This is a genomic window from Natronospira proteinivora (assembly GCF_024170465.1).
Classification (GTDB): Bacteria; Pseudomonadota; Gammaproteobacteria; order Natronospirales; family Natronospiraceae; genus Natronospira; species Natronospira proteinivora.
Genome location: NZ_JALJYF010000001.1, coordinates 1,355,877 through 1,374,474, shown reverse-complemented (window position 1 = coordinate 1,374,474; position 18,598 = coordinate 1,355,877). Strand labels below are relative to the sequence as shown.

Genomic DNA, 18,598 nt, shown 5'->3' with positions numbered 1-18,598 from the left:
CTCTTATCGTTCCTGGCCGGCGTCGGTCTCGCTGGGTGGAATGGCCAGCAGGTCTCCGTCCAGGGCATGGATGATCGATTCGGCGGTACTGCCAAGAACCATGCGTTCCAGGCGGCCTCGCCGAACGGTACCCAGCACCAGTGTATCCGCCGCCTGCTCTCGGCAGAGCTCGGGAATGGCCCGCCCGGGCGGGGATTCCAGCAGGTGGCGTCGCGACGGTGGTACTTCAATGGATTCCGAGACCCGGTCGAGCAGGGCCTGGTGTTCAGCCCGCACAGCTTTTAGGTCGGATTCCGGCATCAGGCGGTCGAAGCCAAAGGGCAGACGCAGGTTTTCCACCGTCTCAAAAGCGTGCGCTACGTGCAGAGGGCGTTGCCGCAGGTCGCTGAGCCAGCGGCTCCACCGGAGCACCTGCCCATCCAGGCTAAGGGGTTTATCCCTGGCGGCCACCAGGTCCACGGCCGCGACCACCGGCCCTGATTGTGTCTGGGCCCCGACAATGAGTAATGCACTCCGGGTCCCGCGAAGCAAATGCCAATCCAGCGGTGTAAACAGATGACTGCGGCGATGGCTGTCCACTGACAGGTCCTTGATCATCAGGTCCACCGGGTGTTGCTCCTGCCAGTTCAGAACCGCCTGATGCCAATGGCGGCCTGCCAGCAACTGGCAATCCACATCGGCATGCTGGCTGCGGACCTTTTCCATCAGCCCTTGCAGGTGTTGATCCCGACGCTTTTCCACCTCCGCTTTCAGGCGCCGGCGGACATCCTCACTGAGTTCATCACTGTTCAATCCGCCGGATAGATCCCCGGCGGGTGCCAGTACGGTGAGTTTGGCCTCATGGGCCCGGGCAATGCCCAGGGCTTCTTCCAGGGCCCGAGGAGCGTCCAGCTCATCTGAGAGCATGACGGCGATATGCCGGATTGACGGGGGGTGCTGTGCATTCATGGTGATTCGGGCGCCTTTTTTGGGCTATGGGTCTTTTCGGGGGCAATATTGATTCCGGCTTGACACAGGTCAATGGGCGTGAGCACCCAGCTGTTTAAGCTGGTCGCATCCAAACCAGGAACGACAGCGGAGTGTTAAACCCATGTCATTCGATCCGGACCTGATGCAGCGCTATGAGGGACGTGGCCCACGTTACACTTCCTACCCCACGGCACTGCAATTCAGTAATACCTTTGATGCCACAGCTTACCGGGAGATGGTGCGGGCTTCCAACGAGGAGCCCATTCCGAGAGATCTTTCCGTGTATGTGCATCTGCCTTTCTGTGAGCAGGCTTGCTGGTATTGCGCCTGTCATCGCAGTATCACCCGGCGACCGGATCGGGGGGAAGCCTACCTGGACCACCTGGCCCGCGAGATTGAACTGCAATCGGCCCTGTTTGACCGGGACCGGACGCTGAGGCAATTGCATCTCGGTGGTGGGACCCCAACTTTCCACGATGTGGATGCCCTGGCCGGCATGCTGGATGCCCTGTCTGCAGGCTTTCGTTTTGCCGAGCGGGGCGAACGCGAATTTTCCGTTGAAATCGATCCCCGCTCGGTCAGTGCACAGGATGTGGCGGGCCTGGCCGACATCGGCTTTGATCGCATGTCCATGGGCATTCAGGATTTCGACCCAAAGGTCCAGGAGGCGGTGAATCGCATTCAGCCGGTGCCCATGGTGGCCGAACAGGTGGAAGCCGCCCGCCGTGCCGGGGTGGAAAGCCTCAGTTTCGATCTGATCTATGGTTTGCCTTATCAGACGGTGGCGGGTTTTCGCCGAACCCTGGAGCAGGTAGTGGAATTGGGACCAGATCGTCTGTCCATCTATGCCTATGCCCATCTCCCTGAGCGATTCCCCATTCAGGGCTTGATGAATGCCGACGCTCTGCCGGACAGTGCCCTGAGGCTGGAGCTGCTGTCCACTGCGGTGGAGGAACTGGAGCGGGCCGGTTACGAGCATATCGGCATGGATCACTTCGCGCGTCCGGGCGACCCCCTCGTCGCAGCCCGGGACCGGGGGCAGCTGCAGCGGAACTTCCAGGGCTATTCCACCCATGCCGAATGTGATCTCATTGGCCTCGGCGCCAGCGCCATCGGCAAGGTGGGTGACAGCTTCAGCCAGAACATCGCCAATATTCGGGATTGGCAAGCCGAAGTGGCGGCCGGACAGCTGCCCATTGCCCGAGGTCTGGCGTTGTCGGCAGACGATCGGATTCGCCAGCAGGTCATTCAGTCCATCATGTGCAATGGTACGGTGAATGTGGATGCCGTGACCCGCCATCACCATCTGGATTTCTGGAGCTATTTTGCCGCGGCTGCTCCCGGCCTGCGCCGCATGGCAGACGATGGTTTGCTGGAATTTCATAATGATGGGTTTACGGTGAGCCGCAAGGGCCGATACCTGCTTCGCAATGTGGCCATGCTTTTCGATGCCTATAATGGTCCCGAGCAGAATCAGCAGCGTTTTTCACGCGTCATTTGAAACGTCTCAAGCAGAATAAAGTGGTGTGAACCCTATGAGCCAGGACCAGATCCCGGAAGTGGATGCCCTGTTTAGCCCCTTTTTTCTCGGGGCTTACGGTGAGAATGACGAACTATTTGAAAAACTGATCCTCGAGTTCTTTCGGGATCATGTCTATTGGCGCCGGAATCTGCATCCCCAGGATACGCCCCCCATCCCCATCCGGGCGCTGCACTCGGAAGGCTATCTGGAATTCGTGGACCGGATGAAGACTGAGCTCCACCGCTTGACGGCGGATCTCAAGAATTCAGCCCCCTTCTTTAACCCCCGTTACATCGGCCATATGGCCTCGGATCTGCTGCTGCCGGGCCTGATTGCTCATCTGGTGACCACGCTCTACAACCCCAATAACGTCACCGAAGAGGCGGCCCCGGTGACGGTTCGCCTGGAGCTGGCAGCGGGACGTCAGTTGGCCGACATGATGGGTTTCAACACGGACCCCGCCCAGCGTCCCTGTGCCTGGGGACACCTGACGTCCGGAGGGACGGTGGCCAACTATGAGGGGCTCTGGAACCTGCGGTCGGCCAAGTACTATCCTCTGGCGGCGCGAACCGTGATGGCGGAGCTGGGTCTGGACCCTGCGGCCATTATCCGCAAGCCGCTGTCACTGGAGGACCCCGATCCATGGCCCTGGTTCAACCTGGATGTGGATACAGTAGTCCGCCTGCAAAAGGCGGTGGCCGAAGCCTTGCAGGGCCTGCCCAAGCAGACACGTCAGCGTGTTACCCGAAAATTGGAATCGGCAAGGGTGGAGCATTTGGGCCAGGCGGATTTTCATGCGGCCCATCCGGATCTCAAGCCGCCGGTGGTGCTGGTCCCGCTCACCGCTCACTACAGCTGGAAAAAGGCCATGAAGATGATGGGCTTTGGTTCCGCCCAGCTGATTTCGGTACCGGTGACCGATCATATGCGCCTGGACCCGAAGGCCCTGGAGGCCGAGCTGGCGCGGCTGGCGGAGGAGGGCCGGCCGGTGCTGGCGGTGGTGGGGATTCTTGGCTCCACCGAATACGGCACCATCGACCCTATTGATGACATCGTCGCTATTCGCCAACGTTTGCGCCGCAAGGCGCCGGCCCTGGACTTCGGCATCCATGTGGATGCCGCCTGGGGGGGTTATATGGCGGCCCTGTTCCGTGAGCCCGGCGGTGGATTGCGTCGTCGCGAGGATGTGGCCCGGGGTTTCAAGTACTTCCCTTCCCTGGAGGTCCATCAGGCCTTTGCCGCCATCCGGCATGCCGACACAGTCACCGTGGACCCCCACAAGCTGGGGTATTTGCCTTTCGGGGTGGGGGCCTTCATTGCCCGTAACCGCGAGATCACCACACTGCTGGGCGAGGATGCGGCCTATGTCTTTGATGAGGCGGGGGAGGGAGCCGACACCGATACCCTGCTGCGCAATCTGGGTCGCTATATTCTGGAAGGCTCCAAGCCCGGCTCCATGGCGGCCGCTACCTATGTGACCCACCGGGTCTTCCCCCTGGACTACAAGCGTTTCGGCAAGCTCACCGAGGTCACCGTGCACAGCACCGAGTACCTTTATGACCGATTGCAGGAAACCGCCGAGCGACTGGCGAGCAAGGTGCGCCTGGTGGTGCCCTTCGAACCGGACACCAACCTGATCTGCATTGCCCTGAACCCGGAGGGTAATCACAGCGCGCCGGCATTGAACCGTTTTGGCAAGCGGATTTACGAGCAGTTGCGGGTGGTGCCGGATCAGCCACCCCAGATGCGGGAATTCTTTGGTTCCCGGACCAACGTATTCCATGACAGTTTGAGTCCGGAGGCCCGCCAGGTACTTACCGAGAAGCTGGGGTTGGATCCAGATAGCTTCCAGTCGGAGGGGGATGGTGAAAATAGCAGCAATTTTATCTTCCTGCTGCGTCATACCCTGATGAACCCCTGGTTGTTCAGTGCCTCCGAAGGGCTCAACTATCTGGATCGCTATTGTCGTCACTTGGAAGCCCTGGTACTCAAGGAGCTCGAAGCCCTTTAGGCCGCCCTGTGCCGGCAAAGTGGCGGGCTATGCCTGCGCTGTCGGATGGCTTAAAGTAGGACTTCGCCGGGCGCCGTTCGGTGTTGTCTGATTTGAGCGGATATGGGAAGCGTTATGTCAATGGCTTCGAGCCAGGCCCAGCCCCTGGACCTGCGTGAACTCAAGCGTGTCTGCAGCAATTGTTCCCTGAAGGAACTCTGTGTCCCCATGGGCCTTGCCCGTGCCGAGGTGGAACGGTTGGACAAGGTGGTGGAGAAGTCCAAAACCCTGCACGGTGGGGATCACCTGTTCCGGAAAGGGGATGCCATGCGCAGCATCTACGCGGTCCGCTCGGGTACCTTCAAGAGTTACGCGGTGAACCGGGAGGGTGAAGAACAGGTCATCGGTTTCCATTTGCCGGGCGAACTGGTGGGACTGGACGCCATTCATCCGGATTATCACCAGTGCAGTGTGGTGGCCCTGGATACCGCCAGTGCCTGTGTTTTGCCCTTTCAGCAGTTATCCGAACTGGCAAGTAATATTCCTGGTCTGCAACGCCAGATCATGCGTTTGTTGAGCAAGGAAATCAGTGCCATGGTGCCCCTGGCGGGAGATCATTCCGCCGAGGAACGGATGGCCACCTTCCTTCAGGATCTGGCCAAACGCCTGGGAGAGCGGGGCTATTCCGCCACCGATATCCATTTGGCCATGTCCCGCCGGGATATTGCCAATTATCTGCGTCTGGCTACCGAGACCGTCAGCCGGGTGCTGAAAAAATTTCAGAATAAGGGCTGGATCGCCGTGGATCGTCGGCACTTGCGCATCCTGGATCAGCAGGCGCTCGGTGAATTGGCCAAGGACAGCCTTTCAGAGCAGGACTAACCCCTTTTACCGCCATTATGAAAATCAGAGGTTGAGCCTTGTCCGTGTCCTATCCAAAGTTGTTGGAACCCCTGGACCTGGGGTTTACGCAATTGCCCAATCGCGTTCTTATGGGTTCCATGCACACCGGCCTGGAAGACCGGGTCTGGCATTGGGATCGCCTTACCGCCTATTTCATTGAACGGGCCCGCGGCGGTGCGGGGCTGATGGTCACCGGCGGTATCGCGCCCAATCGGCGGGGGTGTTTGAGCCCCTTTGCCTCCAAGCTCACCAATCCGCTCGAGCTCCCCCGTCACCGCAAGCTGACCCGAGGCGTTCATGAAGCCGGGGGCAAGATCTGCATGCAGATCCTGCATGCCGGGCGCTACGCCTATCACCCCTTTTCCGTGGCACCATCCGCCATACGCTCGCCCATCACCCCGTTTACCCCCAAGGCCCTGAGCAGCCGGGGTGTGGAAAAGCAGATCCGGGATTTCGTGCGTTGCGCCCGCCTGGCCAAATCGGGTGGCTATGATGGCGTGGAGATCATGGGTTCGGAAGGCTACTTCATCAATCAATTCCTGGTGCCCCGTACCAATCACCGGGAAGACGAGTGGGGCGGCTCGTTCGAGAACCGCATGCGGGTTCCGGTGGAAATCGTGAAACGGACCCGGGAAGCGGTGGGTGAGAATTTCATTATTATCTATCGCTTGTCCATGTTGGACATGCTCGCCGATGGCAATAGCTGGGAAGAGGTGGTGCAGCTGGGCAAGGCCATTGAGAATGCTGGCGCCACCATCATCAATACCGGCATCGGCTGGCATGAAACCCGTATCCCCACCATCGCCACCATGGTGCCTCGGGCCGCCTATACCTGGGTGACCCGAAAATTGCGGGATGCGGTTTCCCTGCCCCTGGTGACCACCAATCGCATCAACATGCCCGAAACGGCCGAGAAAGTGCTGGCGGATGGCGATGCGGATATGGTCTCTATGGCCCGGCCTTTCCTGGCTGATCCGGAATGGGTCAATAAGGCGGCCGAGGCCCGTTCGGACGAAATCAATACCTGTATTGCCTGCAATCAGGCCTGCCTGGACCACGTCTTCGAGCAGAAGGTGGCTTCCTGTCTGGTGAATCCCCGCGCCGGTCATGAAACCGAGGTTCAAATCGAGCCGGCTGCTCAGCCCAAGTCCATCGCGGTGGTAGGGGCCGGTCCGGCCGGTCTGGCCGCAGCCACCACCGCCGCCCAACGGGGCCATTCGGTGGTGTTGTACGAGTCAGCGGCTGAAATCGGAGGCCAGTTCAATATGGCCAAACGGATTCCCGGCAAGGAAGAGTTCCACGAGACCTTGCGCTACTTCAAGCGACAGATCGAACTCACTGGCGTGGACCTGCGTCTCAATACCCGGGTAACAGCAGATCAGCTTAGCCGTGGATTTGACGAGGTGATTCTGGCCACCGGGGTCAAGCCCCGAGACCCGGGGATTCCCGGCCAGGATCATCCCAAAGTGTTGAGCTATATCGATGTCTTGCTTCACGGCAAAGCGGTGGGCCAGAAGGTGGCCGTGATCGGTGCGGGCGGCATCGGCTTTGACGTATCGGAATTCCTGGTCCACCCCCATGAAGCGCAGGAGACGGATCGAGACCAGTTCTTCCGCCAATGGGGCGTGGATATGACGGTCTCCCGCCGTGGTGGGGTCAAGGGGCTGAGGCCCAATTTTGACGAGCCGGCCCGTCAGATTTGGATGCTACAGCGCAAGACCACCAAGCCCGGAAAAAGTCTCGGTAAGACCACGGGTTGGATCCATCGCCTTTCCCTGCGCCATTACGGCGTGAAGATGATCCCCGGTGTTCAGTATGAACGCATTGATGATCAGGGGCTGCACATTACCGTGGATGGTGAAGCGCGTTGTTTGGAAGTGGACAACGTGATTCTCTGTGCCGGTCAGCTGAGTCTGCGCGAATTGCAGGAGCCACTGGAGACCGACGATATCAATACCCATCTCATCGGGGGCGCCAACCTGGCCGCCGAACTGGATGCCAAGCGAGCCATCGATGAGGGCACTCGGCTGGCGGTTCGCTTGTAGACCGCCTTCCCTGCCGAGCGTCTCAGGGATGGATTCACAGCGTCCCTGGAACATCCCACCATGTGATCGAGCCGTGAAGTCCTGAAAGTAGACCACGACTTCCGGCTGACCCAGCTTGAATCTTTTCGTAGGATTTTGACACGACTGTGCTTTGGCATCGAGCCATTGAAACGCTGAACTATGTTCGAACTCCGCCTGCTCGGAGCGATATTCATTAGCGACTTTCGAGGCCGTTCAAGCTACAGCCAGCGGAGAGTATTGGTTTCTGTTTAAACTTCACGGCTCGAGTACAGGGTGGAACTGTCCAGGGCCGCATGGACCCATCCCTGGGGCTCTGGGCGCGACATCCCTGTCGCGCACAGCCCTGGCCAGTCCCACCCTGCACTCGATCCTCCCGAATTTAAGCAGTGGTGGGATGAGCTGGCCTCGGCTTCGATATGCTCCCCGGAATTCCACGATGACCCACAAAAAAGGCCCCGCGCTAGCGGGGCCTCCCGATGAGGCCGGGGAGGGGGACCCGGCCGTTCCTCATCGTTCTTCACCAATCAGTGCTTACAAGGCACCACGCTCTTCCAGCATTTCGGTGACCTGTTCACGCACTTCCGGATCAGCATTCACCGCCATGGCGACTTCCTGATATTCCTCAACGTCCATGCCACTTTCGGCAATGGCATCGCTCATGGCATCGTTGGCTTCCTGCTGCAGCTGCTGAGCTTCTTCCTGGTCCTCGGCATTCTGCAGGCGCTCGGTGTAGTCTTCGCGCACATCGTTGACCGCCACATAGGCATCAACAAATGCTTCCACCTGAGAATCGCTCACTTCCGGGGCTTCCTGCTCCTGCGGCATCGGCTGAGCTTCTTGCTGCTGCTGTTGCTGCTGCTGTTCCTGAGGCTGGGGCTGACCCTGAGCGATAGCCAGGGGGCTAGCCAGGAAACCGGCAGTGGCAAACGTGATCAGTGCGGTACGAATCTTCATACTTCCTCCTGAGTTTCGAGATAAATTACTTACTCGCCATTCCTAGGTGCATATGGCGTGCCAGGTATTGAGAATGGCTGGCAGAAATCGCGGGAGAGGCCGTCATGAGCGGATTGAGGTGGCAGCAGCAGCATTCAGGGAGGTGGTACACGGTATTCGATGTCACCGCTTTGAGCGTCACATTCTGGAACATGACACATCAGGCAACGTTACATCGCCATTCAATTCGACGCCTCTCGGGGCAAGTGATGATCATCCAGAATAGCCTCCCAGAGGGGGGTCCAGACTGACCAGTTGTGGCGGCCTGCCCGGGTATAGACCTGTTCTGCTGGCAGCGGGTCGGCAATCAGCTGGTTGGCCTTGGCAAAACTGTCCTCTTCCCCGTAACCGATAATCAGGCGCGGAGGCTGATTCTGTCCGATCCAGTGTTGTAGGGCCCGCCAGGCCTCACGCTCATGGGTCTTACCGGCATCGGACTGGCCGTTCCAGGCCATGAGACCGCCGGCATCGGCAATCTCGTCGCGCAGTGCATCAGCGCCCGTGTAAGGGGCCAGCAGGATCAGGCCGTCCACCTCACCGGGATAATCGGAAAGGTACAAGGCCGCACCCAGTCCCCCCAGGGAGATCCCCATCAGCCAGATTTCCTCATAACCCTGTTCACGGGCCGGCTGGACGATGTCTTCGTGCAGGCGGCGGGTCACGCTTTCTTCCAAGTAATAGCCAAAGTGGGCATCAGCGGCGATCACATCCAGCCCGGCTGATTTGGCCGGTGCCAGAAAGCCCTGCTTGCGAAAGTCCGGGCCGCGTGACTGGCGTCCGGGCAGCAGGACCAATAGGGTATCGGATTCCGGCTCGGCCTGAGCCCGGTCCATCGGCATGGGGGTTTCGGGGCGGGGGGTAAACAAGCTGCAAGCACTGGCAAGGAACATGATGGTCAGGGAGAGCAGTGTGGCCTTCATGGCATTGTCCTTTGTTATCATCTGAGTTCTACCTTAAACCATATTGGTGTTCTCCCCGTGGATAGTGTCAGTCTCGGCCCCCTGGTATTGCCCCTGGACCGCCTGGTCCTCCTGTTGACGGCGGCTGCCCTGCTGCTGGCTGCCCAGCTCCTCCAGCGTCGGGAACCGGGCATCAACGGCTGGGTGACCGGCGTATTGATTGCCGCAGTTCTGGGCGGACGTCTGGGCCATGTCATCCAATACCCGGCCCTGTACGCCGATGCCCCCTGGCAGGCGCTTTATATCTGGCAGGACGGTTACACCCTTTGGGGCGCAGTGGTGGCCATGGGCCTGATCACGGCAGGCTTTGTACTGTTCCGGGGTCTGGCGCTTCGCTGGCTTTCAGCCGCTGTGGCGCCCGCGCTGGTGGTGGCGCTGGTGGGCTGGGTGGTGGTCCACAATCTTCAGCCCGAGCCGCTTGAGCTGGCGGAGGCGGAAACGGTCTTTACTCTGGAGGGGGAAGCGACGTCGCTGCAGGCGGAATCCGCCGGCCAAGCCAGTGGGGTTTTTCTGTGGGCAAGCTGGTGCGGCGTCTGTCGGCAGATGATGCCGGATCTGATTGATGCCGCCAGGGAGCAGCCGGAATCCCAATGGCTGCTGGTGAACGTGGGCGAGCAGCCGGAAGAAGTGCATGCCTATCTGGCGGAACATGAAAACGATTGGCCGTCCAACGTTACCGTGGTTCTGGATCCCAAGCAGCAATTGATGCGGGACTGGCGGGCCTATGGGGTTCCCACCACGCTGCTTTTTGATGCCGAGGGTGTTCAGGTGGATCGTTTCATGGGGCGTCGTTCCGTCTCACGGCTTCTGGGCAGCTTCTAAGGGCTGGTATAGAGCCCTGCTAGCGGGGCCGGCCCTTGGTTCGCCGGGTCGGAGTAGCGCTCAAGGGGTCTTCTGGCCAGGGATGCTTGGGGTAGCGGCCCCGCATGTCCTTGCGCACCTCCGGGTAGGCTTGCCGCCAGAAACTGGCCAGATCAGCGGTGACGGCCAGGGGGCGACCCGCCGGGGAGAGCAGGTGGAAAACCACCGGCAGGCGCCCGTCTGCCAAGCGAGGGGTCTCGGCCAGACCGAACGCGGCCTGCAACTTCACGGCCAGCACCGGGCCCTGGTCCTGCGCCGGGTCGCGTTCATAACCCAGACGCACTGATTCGCCGGTGGGAATAGTGAGCCGTCCCGGCAGAGCCTTTTCCAGTGCTTGTTGCCGGGGATAGCTCAGTTGCTGCTTTAAGGCCTCCAGCAGCGGAACGGTTTTGAGCTCCGACCAGCGGCGGTAGCCGGCAAGGAAGGGCGCCAGCCATTCCTCCAGCGAGTCCAGTAGGGATGGCTCGTCCATCTTCGGCCAATGTTCCGGCTCCAGATAATGCATCCAGGCCAGCCGTGCCCGGTACTGGCGTGCCGCATCAGTCCACGGCAGGGCATCCAGGCCCTTGCGTCGCACGGCACTCAACAAGCCGGCCTGGATGATTTCCGGGTCCGGATCCGGCAGGCGCTCCTGGGCCAGAACAAGCTGGCCCAGCCGTCTTTCCCGCTGGGCAATCAGCTGTCCGCGCTGCTCATCCCAATCCGCTGTGTCGCCCTCCTGAATATGGGCGGCCAAATCCCCCTCGATTACCGCCGGATCCAGTTGCGCCGCCAGATGGATCCGGGCTTCCCGGGCCTGGCCGTCCAGCTCGGCGGCCACCAGCCATTCAGCCTGGCCCAGGGGGTCGTTCTCCGCCAGGAAGGCCCCACGTCCATTGCTCAACTGGTAGCGGGGCAGGCGGCCGGGTCGACGCCGGGCGATGCGGTCCGGAAAGGCCAGGGCCAGCAGGCGGCCGATGGCCTCCAGGCCCGGCTCGGCCGAGTCGGCTTTGTGCCCCAGCTTGCGAATCGTTTGCTGCAGCGGCTTCAGGCGGGCTTTGGGCAGCTGCCCCTCCCGCAGGGCGCGCAGGCGGTGCTCCAGGTCAGCGCCCTGTTCCCGGCCCAGGGGATCCCGTTCGCTCAGCAATGCGGCCAATTCGGCGGCCATATTGCCCAGGCCTAATTCACGCCCCCGCACCACCAGATGGGCCAGCCGGGGACTCAGGCCCAGCTTGAGCATGGATCGCCCATGGGCGGTGATCTGCCCCGTCTCATCCAGGGCATCCAGCCATTGCAGCAGGCTCACCGCCTGGCGCCAGTGGGCCAGTGGCGGCGGTGTCAGCCATTCCAGTTCCTTCGGGTCCCGGCAGCCCCACTGGGCCAGTTCCAATACCACGGGGGCCAGATCGGCGGACAGGATCTCGGGCGGACTGTGTGCGGCCAGGGTTGATTGCTCCGATTCCGACCACAGGCGAAAGCAGACCCCCGGCTCAAGCCGTCCGGCCCGCCCCTGTCTCTGCTCGGCCGCCGCCTGGGAGACCCGTGTGGTGATCAAGCGGCTCATGCCACTGTTGGGATCGAAAGCCGAGCGCCGTTCCAGGCCGCTGTCGATGACCACCCGGATGCCCTCGATGGTGAGACTGGTCTGGGCGATATTGGTGGCCAGCACCACCTTGCGACGCCCCGGCGGTGGCGCCTCGATGGCCCGGTCCTGCTCGGCGGGCGGCAGGTTCCCGTACAGGGGCGCCAGTTCCACGTCCGCAGGCAGGCTGTCTTTCAGTTGGGAAGCGGTACGACGGATCTCGCCGGTGCCGGGCAGAAAGACCAGAATGGAACCGCTTTCCTCAGACAGGGCCCGCTGAACGGCCCGGGCAGTCTGAACCGGCAGCGGGGTCTGGCGGTCGCTGCCCAGATAATGGCTGCTGACCGGAAAGCTGCGCCCGGGGCTGTCGATGACCGGGGCCTGGTTCAACAGCTCGGCCACCGGCCCGCAGTCCAGGGTCGCGGACATCACCAGAACGCGCAGGTCTTCCCGCAAGGCCTGCTGGGACTCGCGTACCAGGGCCAGGCCCAGGTCGGCCTGCAAGGAACGCTCGTGGAACTCATCGAAGATTACCAGGCCGTAGTCGGCCAGCTCCGGATCGGCCTGGATCATTCGGGTGAGGATGCCTTCGGTGACCACCTCGATGCGGGTGCGCGCCGAGACCTGGGTATCCAGGCGGGTGCGATAGCCCACGGTCTCGCCCACCGCTTCGCCCATCTCCCGGGCCATGAAGCGGGCCGCCGCCCGGGCGGCCAGGCGGCGGGGTTCCAGCATCAGAATCCGCCGTCCGCCCAGCCAGTCGGCTGCCAGCAGGGCCGGCGGCACCCGGGTGGTCTTGCCCGCCCCGGGGGCCGCCTGCAGGACCGCCGCAGTCCCTTCCGCCAGCAGGGTCTGCAGGCGCGGCAGGCAGTGGTCGATGGGCAGGCTTGGCTGTGGTTTATTCGTAGCGCTCAAACCAGTCCAGAATCAGTTGCAGCCGCTTGACCAGATTCACCGGCTTGCCGGCTCGGGACAGGCCATGGCCCTCGCCGTGGAAAATGGCCATGCCGGTTTCCACCTCATTGTTCAGCAGGGCGTAATACCACTCCTGCCCCTGGCCGATGGGTGTGATCTGGTCCTGGTCGCTGTGAATGATGTAGGTGGGGGTGGTGACCTGATCGGCGTATCTGAGCGGAGAGCGGCTCCAGTAGTAATCGAAGTTCTCCCACAGGTTGCCGCCGAATTCGGCGGCCATGAACTTGGGCGGGAAGGCCTGGGTGCCGGCTTCCGAGAGCCAGCTGGCCACGCTGCGCTGGGTCACCGCCGCCCGGAAGCGATCCGTCTGGGTGGTGATCCAGTTGGTGAGAAAGCCGCCGTGACTGCCGCCGGTGACATACAGACGGTCCTCGTCCATCCAGTCATGGCGGGCCAGGGCTTCGTCCACGAGCTGCATATTGTCCCGGAAATCCACCCCGCCGTAGTCCAGGCGCACCGCGTCTGAGAAGGCATGGCCGTAACCGCTGCTGCCCCGGTAATTGGTGAAGATCACCGCATACCCCTTCGCGGCCATCATCTGCTTTTCATGGAACCACTGGTGGCCCCACATGCCGCCCGGGCCCCCTTTGATGTTGAGGATCACCGGGTAGCGCTGACCTGCTTCAAAACCCACCGGCCGGAGCAGGAAGCCATCCAGCTTGAAATCGCCATCGGTGCTGAACTCGAAGCGCTCCAGGGGCAACAGGCTCCGCTCGGCCAGCAGTTCATCGTTGAAACGGGTCAGGCGCCGCGGGTTATCGCCGTCGCCATCGGCCACATAGACCTCGGCCAGGCTGACCTCGTCTTCCAGGGTGTAGGCCATGCGTCGGCCGTCTTCGCTCAGGCTCAGGCCGCTGATGCTGGCCGCCTCGCCCAGCAGCATGCGCCAGTCATTGCCCTCATCAGACAGATGGAAGATCGGGCGGCTGCCCCGGTAGTCGGCTTGAAAATGGGGCTGATCCCCGGCCCAGAGCAGATTGCCGACGCTTAAATCCATCCCGTCATGCCATTGCGCCCGATCCCCGCTGGCAATATCCAGGCGATGAATCTGGGTGGGTTCATAGCGGTCATTGTGATGGTGGAAGATCAGATCGCGACCATCCGGTGAGAAGGCAGCCATCTCGGAACGCCCCTCAGGGGTGTCCAGGCGGCGGACATCCCCGTCCTCCAGGGTCAGCAGGTAGAGGTCCTGGTTGAAGTCGCCGTCAAACTCCCCGCCGTCCCGGTCGGCATTAAAGGCCACCACCTCGCCATCGGGGGAAACCCGAGCATTGTGTACCTGCCAGTCGCTGGGCTGCAGCAGTGCGTCCAGCTCACCACTCTCCCGGTCCAGGCGCCAAAGCCCAAGGCGGCTGTCGTCCAAAAGACCGGCGGATTCGGTTTTGTAGACGGCCCGATCAATAAGGGTGACATCCGCTTCCGGGGTCTCGTCCTCTTCCTTCTCCTGAGTGGGGTCGTCCACCGCCGGGTCCAGGTTCAGGGTGAGCAGAAAGCCCTCGCCCCCGGGCAGCCATTCGAAGCCGGCAATGCTGCCCTGCTCAATCTCGGTGACCGCCTGGGCCTCGCCGCCATCCACCGGCATCACGTATAGCTGGGTGGAATCATCCCGGCCGGAAACAAAGGCCAGGGATTGGCCATCCGGCGACCAGCGGGGCTGGCTGTCGGAATCGCCCCGGGTAAAACGGCGGGGTTCGGTCTCGCCATCCGTGCCCACCAGCCAGATGGCCGATTCCCGGGACTCGCGGTCATCGCTCACCGTGGCTCGCACAAAGGCCACTTTTCCGCCATCCGGGGCCATTTGCGGATCACTGATGAACTGAAAATCGTAATAATCCTCGGGGGTAAGGCCGTCGGGCTTGTCGTCGGCCAGGGCGCCACTTACGGCCAGGACCAGCAGGAGGGCGATGAGTAGCTTGGACAGGATGGACAGCATGGCGGCGGAAACCTCTTATTTGATTCAGCGCTGAACCATACCCCAAGGAGATGGCCAGGTGAATCCATCGTGAGCCGCCACCTTGCTATTTGGGAGATAAAAGCTAGCTTGAGTAGGTGCCAATTCATTTCCCCCACTAGGAGTTGACGCCATGGAAGCGCAACCTAGATCGAAGCGCCAGGGGGTAACGCATTTTCCGCTTGACCCCGGTGCCTGCGCCTGCAAGGTCTGCCATCAGCGAGAACACTGCCTGCCCGGGGCAGAGGCCGGCCAGGGACTGGATGATCTGGAACTGGCTATGCGGGGCAGTCGTTCCCTGAAAGATGGGCAGGCTCTGTTCCACCAGAGCGATGTCCTTTCGGGTATTTATGCCATCCGTGCTGGTTGCCTCAAGAGTTTCCGGGCCTCCCGGGGTGGGCATGAGCAGGTTTTCGGTTTCCATCTGCCCGGCGACCTGATTGGTCTGGAAGCCATCGATCCGGGGGTTCATGGGGTCAGTGTCATGTCCCTTGGGACTTCTCTGGTTTGTCGTTTCGATTTGATGGAATTGGAACGCCTGGCCGAACGGGTGCCGCACATTCATCACCAGCTGCTCCGCATCATGAGTCGCGAGTTGGCCCTGCAATGGGATCGAGATCTGGAGCGTCCGGCGGGTGCCAGGATATCGGCTTTTCTGCTTCGCATGAGTAAACGGTTGGCCCAGCGGGGTGCGGATAAAGACCATTTCAATCTGCCCATGCCCCGTCGGGACATGGCCAATTACCTGCGCATGGCGCCCGAGACGGTCAGTCGCATGTTACGAGGAATGATCCAGAGTCGGATTATCTATCTGCATCGGCGCGAAGTCACCATTCTCGATCAGGCTTCTCTGGAAAGGGAGGCAGCCAGGGGCTGAAAACAATGGGCTTGCTTTGGTTCAAGGGGTAAAATGCCTATGGATTACCGCTTAAGGAGCCGGGCATGCATCTCACGCGCCATACGGATTACGCTTACCGGGTACTGATCTATCTGGCCGCCCAGGATAACCGCCTGGCCACCATCGGCGAGATCGCCGAACGCTACGATATTTCCCGAAATCATTTGATGAAGGTGGTTCAGGGGCTGACCCGGGCGGGTTTTCTTCATTCCCTGCGGGGCAAGGGCGGGGGTATTCGACTGGCTTGCCCGGAATCGGAAATCAATCTCGGGGCCGTGGCCAGGGCCACCGAGGAAGACTTCGCTATTGCCGAGTGCTTTCCCGGTGGGACCGGGCGGTGTCGTATTGCACCAGGCTGCCGCCTGGCCGGCGTGCTTAACGAGGCCCTACAGGCCTTTCTCAATGTCCTGGACGGCTACACCCTGGCGGATCTCATGGGCAATCGAGCCCAGGTGGCCCGCCTCTTGGATCTCAGTTGATCGCTGGCCAGCTTCCGTTTCCGATTACTGAGCTTACCTCGACGGGCTGCCGTGAAATGGCTGGCATAAGAAAAGGGCCCCGGAGAGGGGCCCTTTTGTTGCTGGTTCAGTGATGCCTCAAAAGCGTGTATCAGCCTCCGCGGTTTCACTGGTTTCGAGGGGAACGCCTACCGGTTCCGGGCCACGGCTGGTCTTCCAGGCCTGGTAGACCGCCCAGGCCAGCAGGAAGGCACCGATGGCGAAAACGATATCACCGGGCACCCGCAGCCAGACCAGGGCTTCCATGATGGGCCCGCGCACGATTTCCTCGGAGCGGGCATACCAGAAGCCAGTGGTAATGCTGTGGTAGGCCTGATAGACACCGGCCGGCAGTAGCGACATGAACACCATCATGGCCAGGCCGATATTGAGCGTCCAGAAAGCCGGCGCCATGATGCGGTTGTTCCAGCGCAGCCGCTGATTGGCGCTTTGCAGGCAGAACAGCATCAGACCGATCCCGAGCATGCCGTAGACACCGAACAGGGCACCGTGAGCGTGGGCGGCGGTGGTGTTAAGTGCCTGCAGGAAGTAGAGCGACAGGGGCGGATTGATGAGAAAGCCCAGCAGACCAGCGCCCACCATGTTCCAGAACGCGACCGCCACGAAGCAATAGACCGGCCACTTGTAACGTTCCATCCAGTCGGTCCGTTTGCTCATGTGATAGTTCTCATAGGCCTCGTAGCCGATGAGCACCAGCGGCACCACTTCCAGTGCCGAGAACATGGCCCCGATGGCCAAAACCGCCGTGGGGGTTCCCGAGAAGTAGAGGTGGTGCAGGGTCCCGAGAATGCCCCCGAAGAGGAAAACCACCGTGGCCAGCAGGACAGCGGCCGCCGCCAGCTTGGCTCGGATCAGTCCCAGCTTGGTGAAGATCAGGGCGATCACGGCGGTGGCAAAGACCTCGAAGAAGCCTTCCACCCACAGATGGACGATCCACCAGCGCCAGTAGGTGATCATGGACAGGTGGGTGTGCTTGCCCCAGAAGAAGGCGGCACCATACAGCAGGCCGATGGCCACCGTGGACAGGAACAGCAGCATCACCAGCGGCTGGCGTTGGCTTTTTTCCTTCAGGGCCGGCCACAGGGCACGGGCCACCAGCACCAGCCAGAACACCAGTCCAATAAACAGCAGGATCTGCCAGAAGCGGCCCAGGTCCACGTATTCCCAGCCCTGGTGACCGAACCAGAAGTTGGCGTCCAGGCCCAGCTTTTGTTGGACACCGAACCATTCGCCCATCAATGAACCCACCACCACGAAGAGCAAGGCGAAGTAGAGCACATTGACACCCAGCTTCTGGAAGCGGGGTTCATGACCGGAAATGGCCGGTGCAATATAGAGTCCCGTGGCCAGCCAGGCGGTGGCAATCCAGAAGATGGCAATCTGGGTGTGCCAGGTCCGGGTCACCGCATAGGGGAGATAATCAGCCAGCGGGAAGCCGAACAAACCCTGGCCTTCCACGGCATAGTGAGCGGTGAGAATACCCAGGCCGATCTGAGCCATGAACAGAGCAATGACCGTATAGAAGAACTTGTGGGTGGCCTTCATGGAAGGCGTCTTCTGCATCTTGCGCAAGGGGTCCTTTTCAGGCGGCGTGGGCAGCTCTTCTTCCTTGCGGGAGGCGGCGTAGTACCAGACCATGGCCCCGATGGCAGCCAGCAGCAGAATCACACTGGCAATCGACCACATGGCATTGGCGGTACTGGGCCGATTGTCGATGCGGGGTTCATGGGGCCAGTTGTTGGTATAGGTAATGTCCTTGCCGGGGCGTTCAGCCGCAGCGGCCCAGGCCGTCCAGAAGAAAAATCCCGGAACCAGTTCCCGGCGCTCCAGGTCCGGCACTGGGTTTTCCGGAATGGCCTGCTTCTCCCGCAGTTCCGAGAGGGCTTCGGCATCACCGAACAGATCCACATAATGCTGTGAGACGTGGGCGATGGCATCGGCCCGGTCATTGGAGACCGTGATGGTCCCGCTCGCTTCGTCCCAGGTATTGGTTCTAAGGGTGTCCTTGAGACGGGCCTTCAAGGCTGCCTGCTGCTCCGAGGAGAGCGCGCTGAAGTCCTGGCGGTGATCCCGCTCCGCCCATGTGTCCAACAGCACAGTGATTTCCCGGTGCAGCCAGTCGGCGGTCCAGTCCGGTGCCAAATAGGCACCGTGGCCCCAAATGGAGCCTAGCTGCTGGCCCCCCATGGTCTGCCAGACCTGGCGACCCTGCTGGATATGATCCCGATCAAATACCACGCGGCCATCTTCGGCCACCACTTGATCCGGCATGGGCGGGGCTTCTCGATAGATTTCACCCCCGATCAGGAGCAGCGTCCCGAAAGACGCGACAAAGAGGATGCCGAGGAACCACCAGAGCTTCTTGATGGAGCTCATAATTACTTTCTCCTACATGAGCTGTGTGTTGCCCCATCCGGCGGCCGGCGTGGTCG

Annotated in this window: 13 protein-coding genes; 7 read left to right on the top strand and 6 right to left on the bottom strand. The window is 61.3% G+C overall.

The genetic code is table 11. The annotated features are described in order from the left end of the window. Positions 1–3 precede the first annotated feature (3 nt). Entirely contained in the window at positions 4–948 is a 945-nt protein-coding gene (locus tag J2T60_RS06440) for a universal stress protein (protein WP_253447007.1), read from the bottom strand. A 142-nt stretch (positions 949–1,090) separates the two neighbouring features. Here J2T60_RS06440 and hemN point away from each other — a divergent pair, with 142 nt between their 5' ends. The 4 genes from hemN to J2T60_RS06420 all read left to right on the top strand — a co-directional run bounded on the left by hemN (position 1,091) and on the right by J2T60_RS06420 (position 7,429). Then, positions 1,091–2,470 carry an oxygen-independent coproporphyrinogen III oxidase gene (hemN, locus tag J2T60_RS06435; protein WP_253447004.1) on the top strand — a complete coding sequence of 460 codons (1,380 nt, stop codon included), beginning with the start codon at positions 1,091–1,093 and terminating at the stop codon, positions 2,468–2,470. Positions 2,471–2,504: 34 nt separating this feature from the next. Further along, entirely contained in the window at positions 2,505–4,502 is a 1,998-nt protein-coding gene (locus J2T60_RS06430) for a pyridoxal phosphate-dependent decarboxylase family protein (protein ID WP_253447001.1), read from the top strand. 120 nt (positions 4,503–4,622) lie between these two features. Beyond that, the gene (gene fnr / locus J2T60_RS06425; RefSeq protein WP_253446998.1) at positions 4,623–5,363 is read left to right on the top strand and encodes a fumarate/nitrate reduction transcriptional regulator Fnr; all 741 of its coding nucleotides are present in this window, start codon (positions 4,623–4,625) and stop codon (positions 5,361–5,363) included. A 38-nt stretch (positions 5,364–5,401) separates the two neighbouring features. After that, a complete protein-coding gene (locus tag J2T60_RS06420; RefSeq protein ID WP_445376043.1) occupies positions 5,402–7,429 on the top strand; it encodes an oxidoreductase in 2,028 nt (675 codons plus the stop codon). Positions 7,430–7,981: 552 nt separating this feature from the next. On the opposite strand, the gene J2T60_RS06415 is transcribed toward J2T60_RS06420, so the two are convergent. After that, positions 7,982–8,404: a DUF4168 domain-containing protein gene (locus J2T60_RS06415; protein ID WP_253446992.1), complete on the bottom strand. Its 423-nt coding sequence runs from the start codon at positions 8,402–8,404 to the stop codon at positions 7,982–7,984. 221 nt (positions 8,405–8,625) lie between these two features. After that, on the bottom strand, positions 8,626–9,363 hold the full coding sequence (locus J2T60_RS06410; RefSeq protein WP_253446989.1) for an alpha/beta hydrolase: 738 nt from the start codon (positions 9,361–9,363) through the stop codon (positions 8,626–8,628). Between the two features lie 57 nt (positions 9,364–9,420). Between J2T60_RS06410 and J2T60_RS06405 the strand changes: the two genes are divergently transcribed. Then, positions 9,421–10,224, top strand: a complete 804-nt coding sequence (locus J2T60_RS06405; protein WP_253446986.1) for a prolipoprotein diacylglyceryl transferase family protein — start codon at positions 9,421–9,423, stop codon at positions 10,222–10,224. A 19-nt stretch (positions 10,225–10,243) separates the two neighbouring features. Here J2T60_RS06405 and hrpB read toward each other — a convergent pair whose 3' ends face one another. Next, a complete protein-coding gene (gene hrpB, locus J2T60_RS06400; RefSeq protein WP_253446983.1) occupies positions 10,244–12,739 on the bottom strand; it encodes an ATP-dependent helicase HrpB in 2,496 nt (831 codons plus the stop codon). Continuing rightward, positions 12,723–14,732, bottom strand: coding sequence for a S9 family peptidase (locus J2T60_RS06395; protein WP_253446980.1), 2,010 nt, complete (start codon positions 14,730–14,732; stop codon positions 12,723–12,725). The genes hrpB and J2T60_RS06395 overlap by 17 nt, the downstream gene beginning before the upstream one ends. A 151-nt stretch (positions 14,733–14,883) precedes the next feature. On the opposite strand from J2T60_RS06395, the gene J2T60_RS06390 reads away from it, so the two are divergent. Together J2T60_RS06390 and J2T60_RS06385 are read left to right on the top strand one after the other, a co-directional pair. Then, the gene (locus tag J2T60_RS06390) at positions 14,884–15,627 is read left to right on the top strand and encodes a helix-turn-helix domain-containing protein (RefSeq protein ID WP_253446977.1); all 744 of its coding nucleotides are present in this window, start codon (positions 14,884–14,886) and stop codon (positions 15,625–15,627) included. A 65-nt stretch (positions 15,628–15,692) separates the two neighbouring features. After that, entirely contained in the window at positions 15,693–16,127 is a 435-nt protein-coding gene (locus J2T60_RS06385) for an RrF2 family transcriptional regulator (RefSeq protein WP_253446974.1), read from the top strand. A 117-nt stretch (positions 16,128–16,244) separates the two neighbouring features. Here J2T60_RS06385 and J2T60_RS06380 read toward each other — a convergent pair whose 3' ends face one another. Next, positions 16,245–18,542 (bottom strand): nitric-oxide reductase large subunit, encoded by a 2,298-nt coding sequence (locus J2T60_RS06380; RefSeq protein ID WP_253446971.1) that lies wholly within the window; start codon positions 18,540–18,542, stop codon positions 16,245–16,247. Positions 18,543–18,598 lie beyond the last annotated feature (56 nt).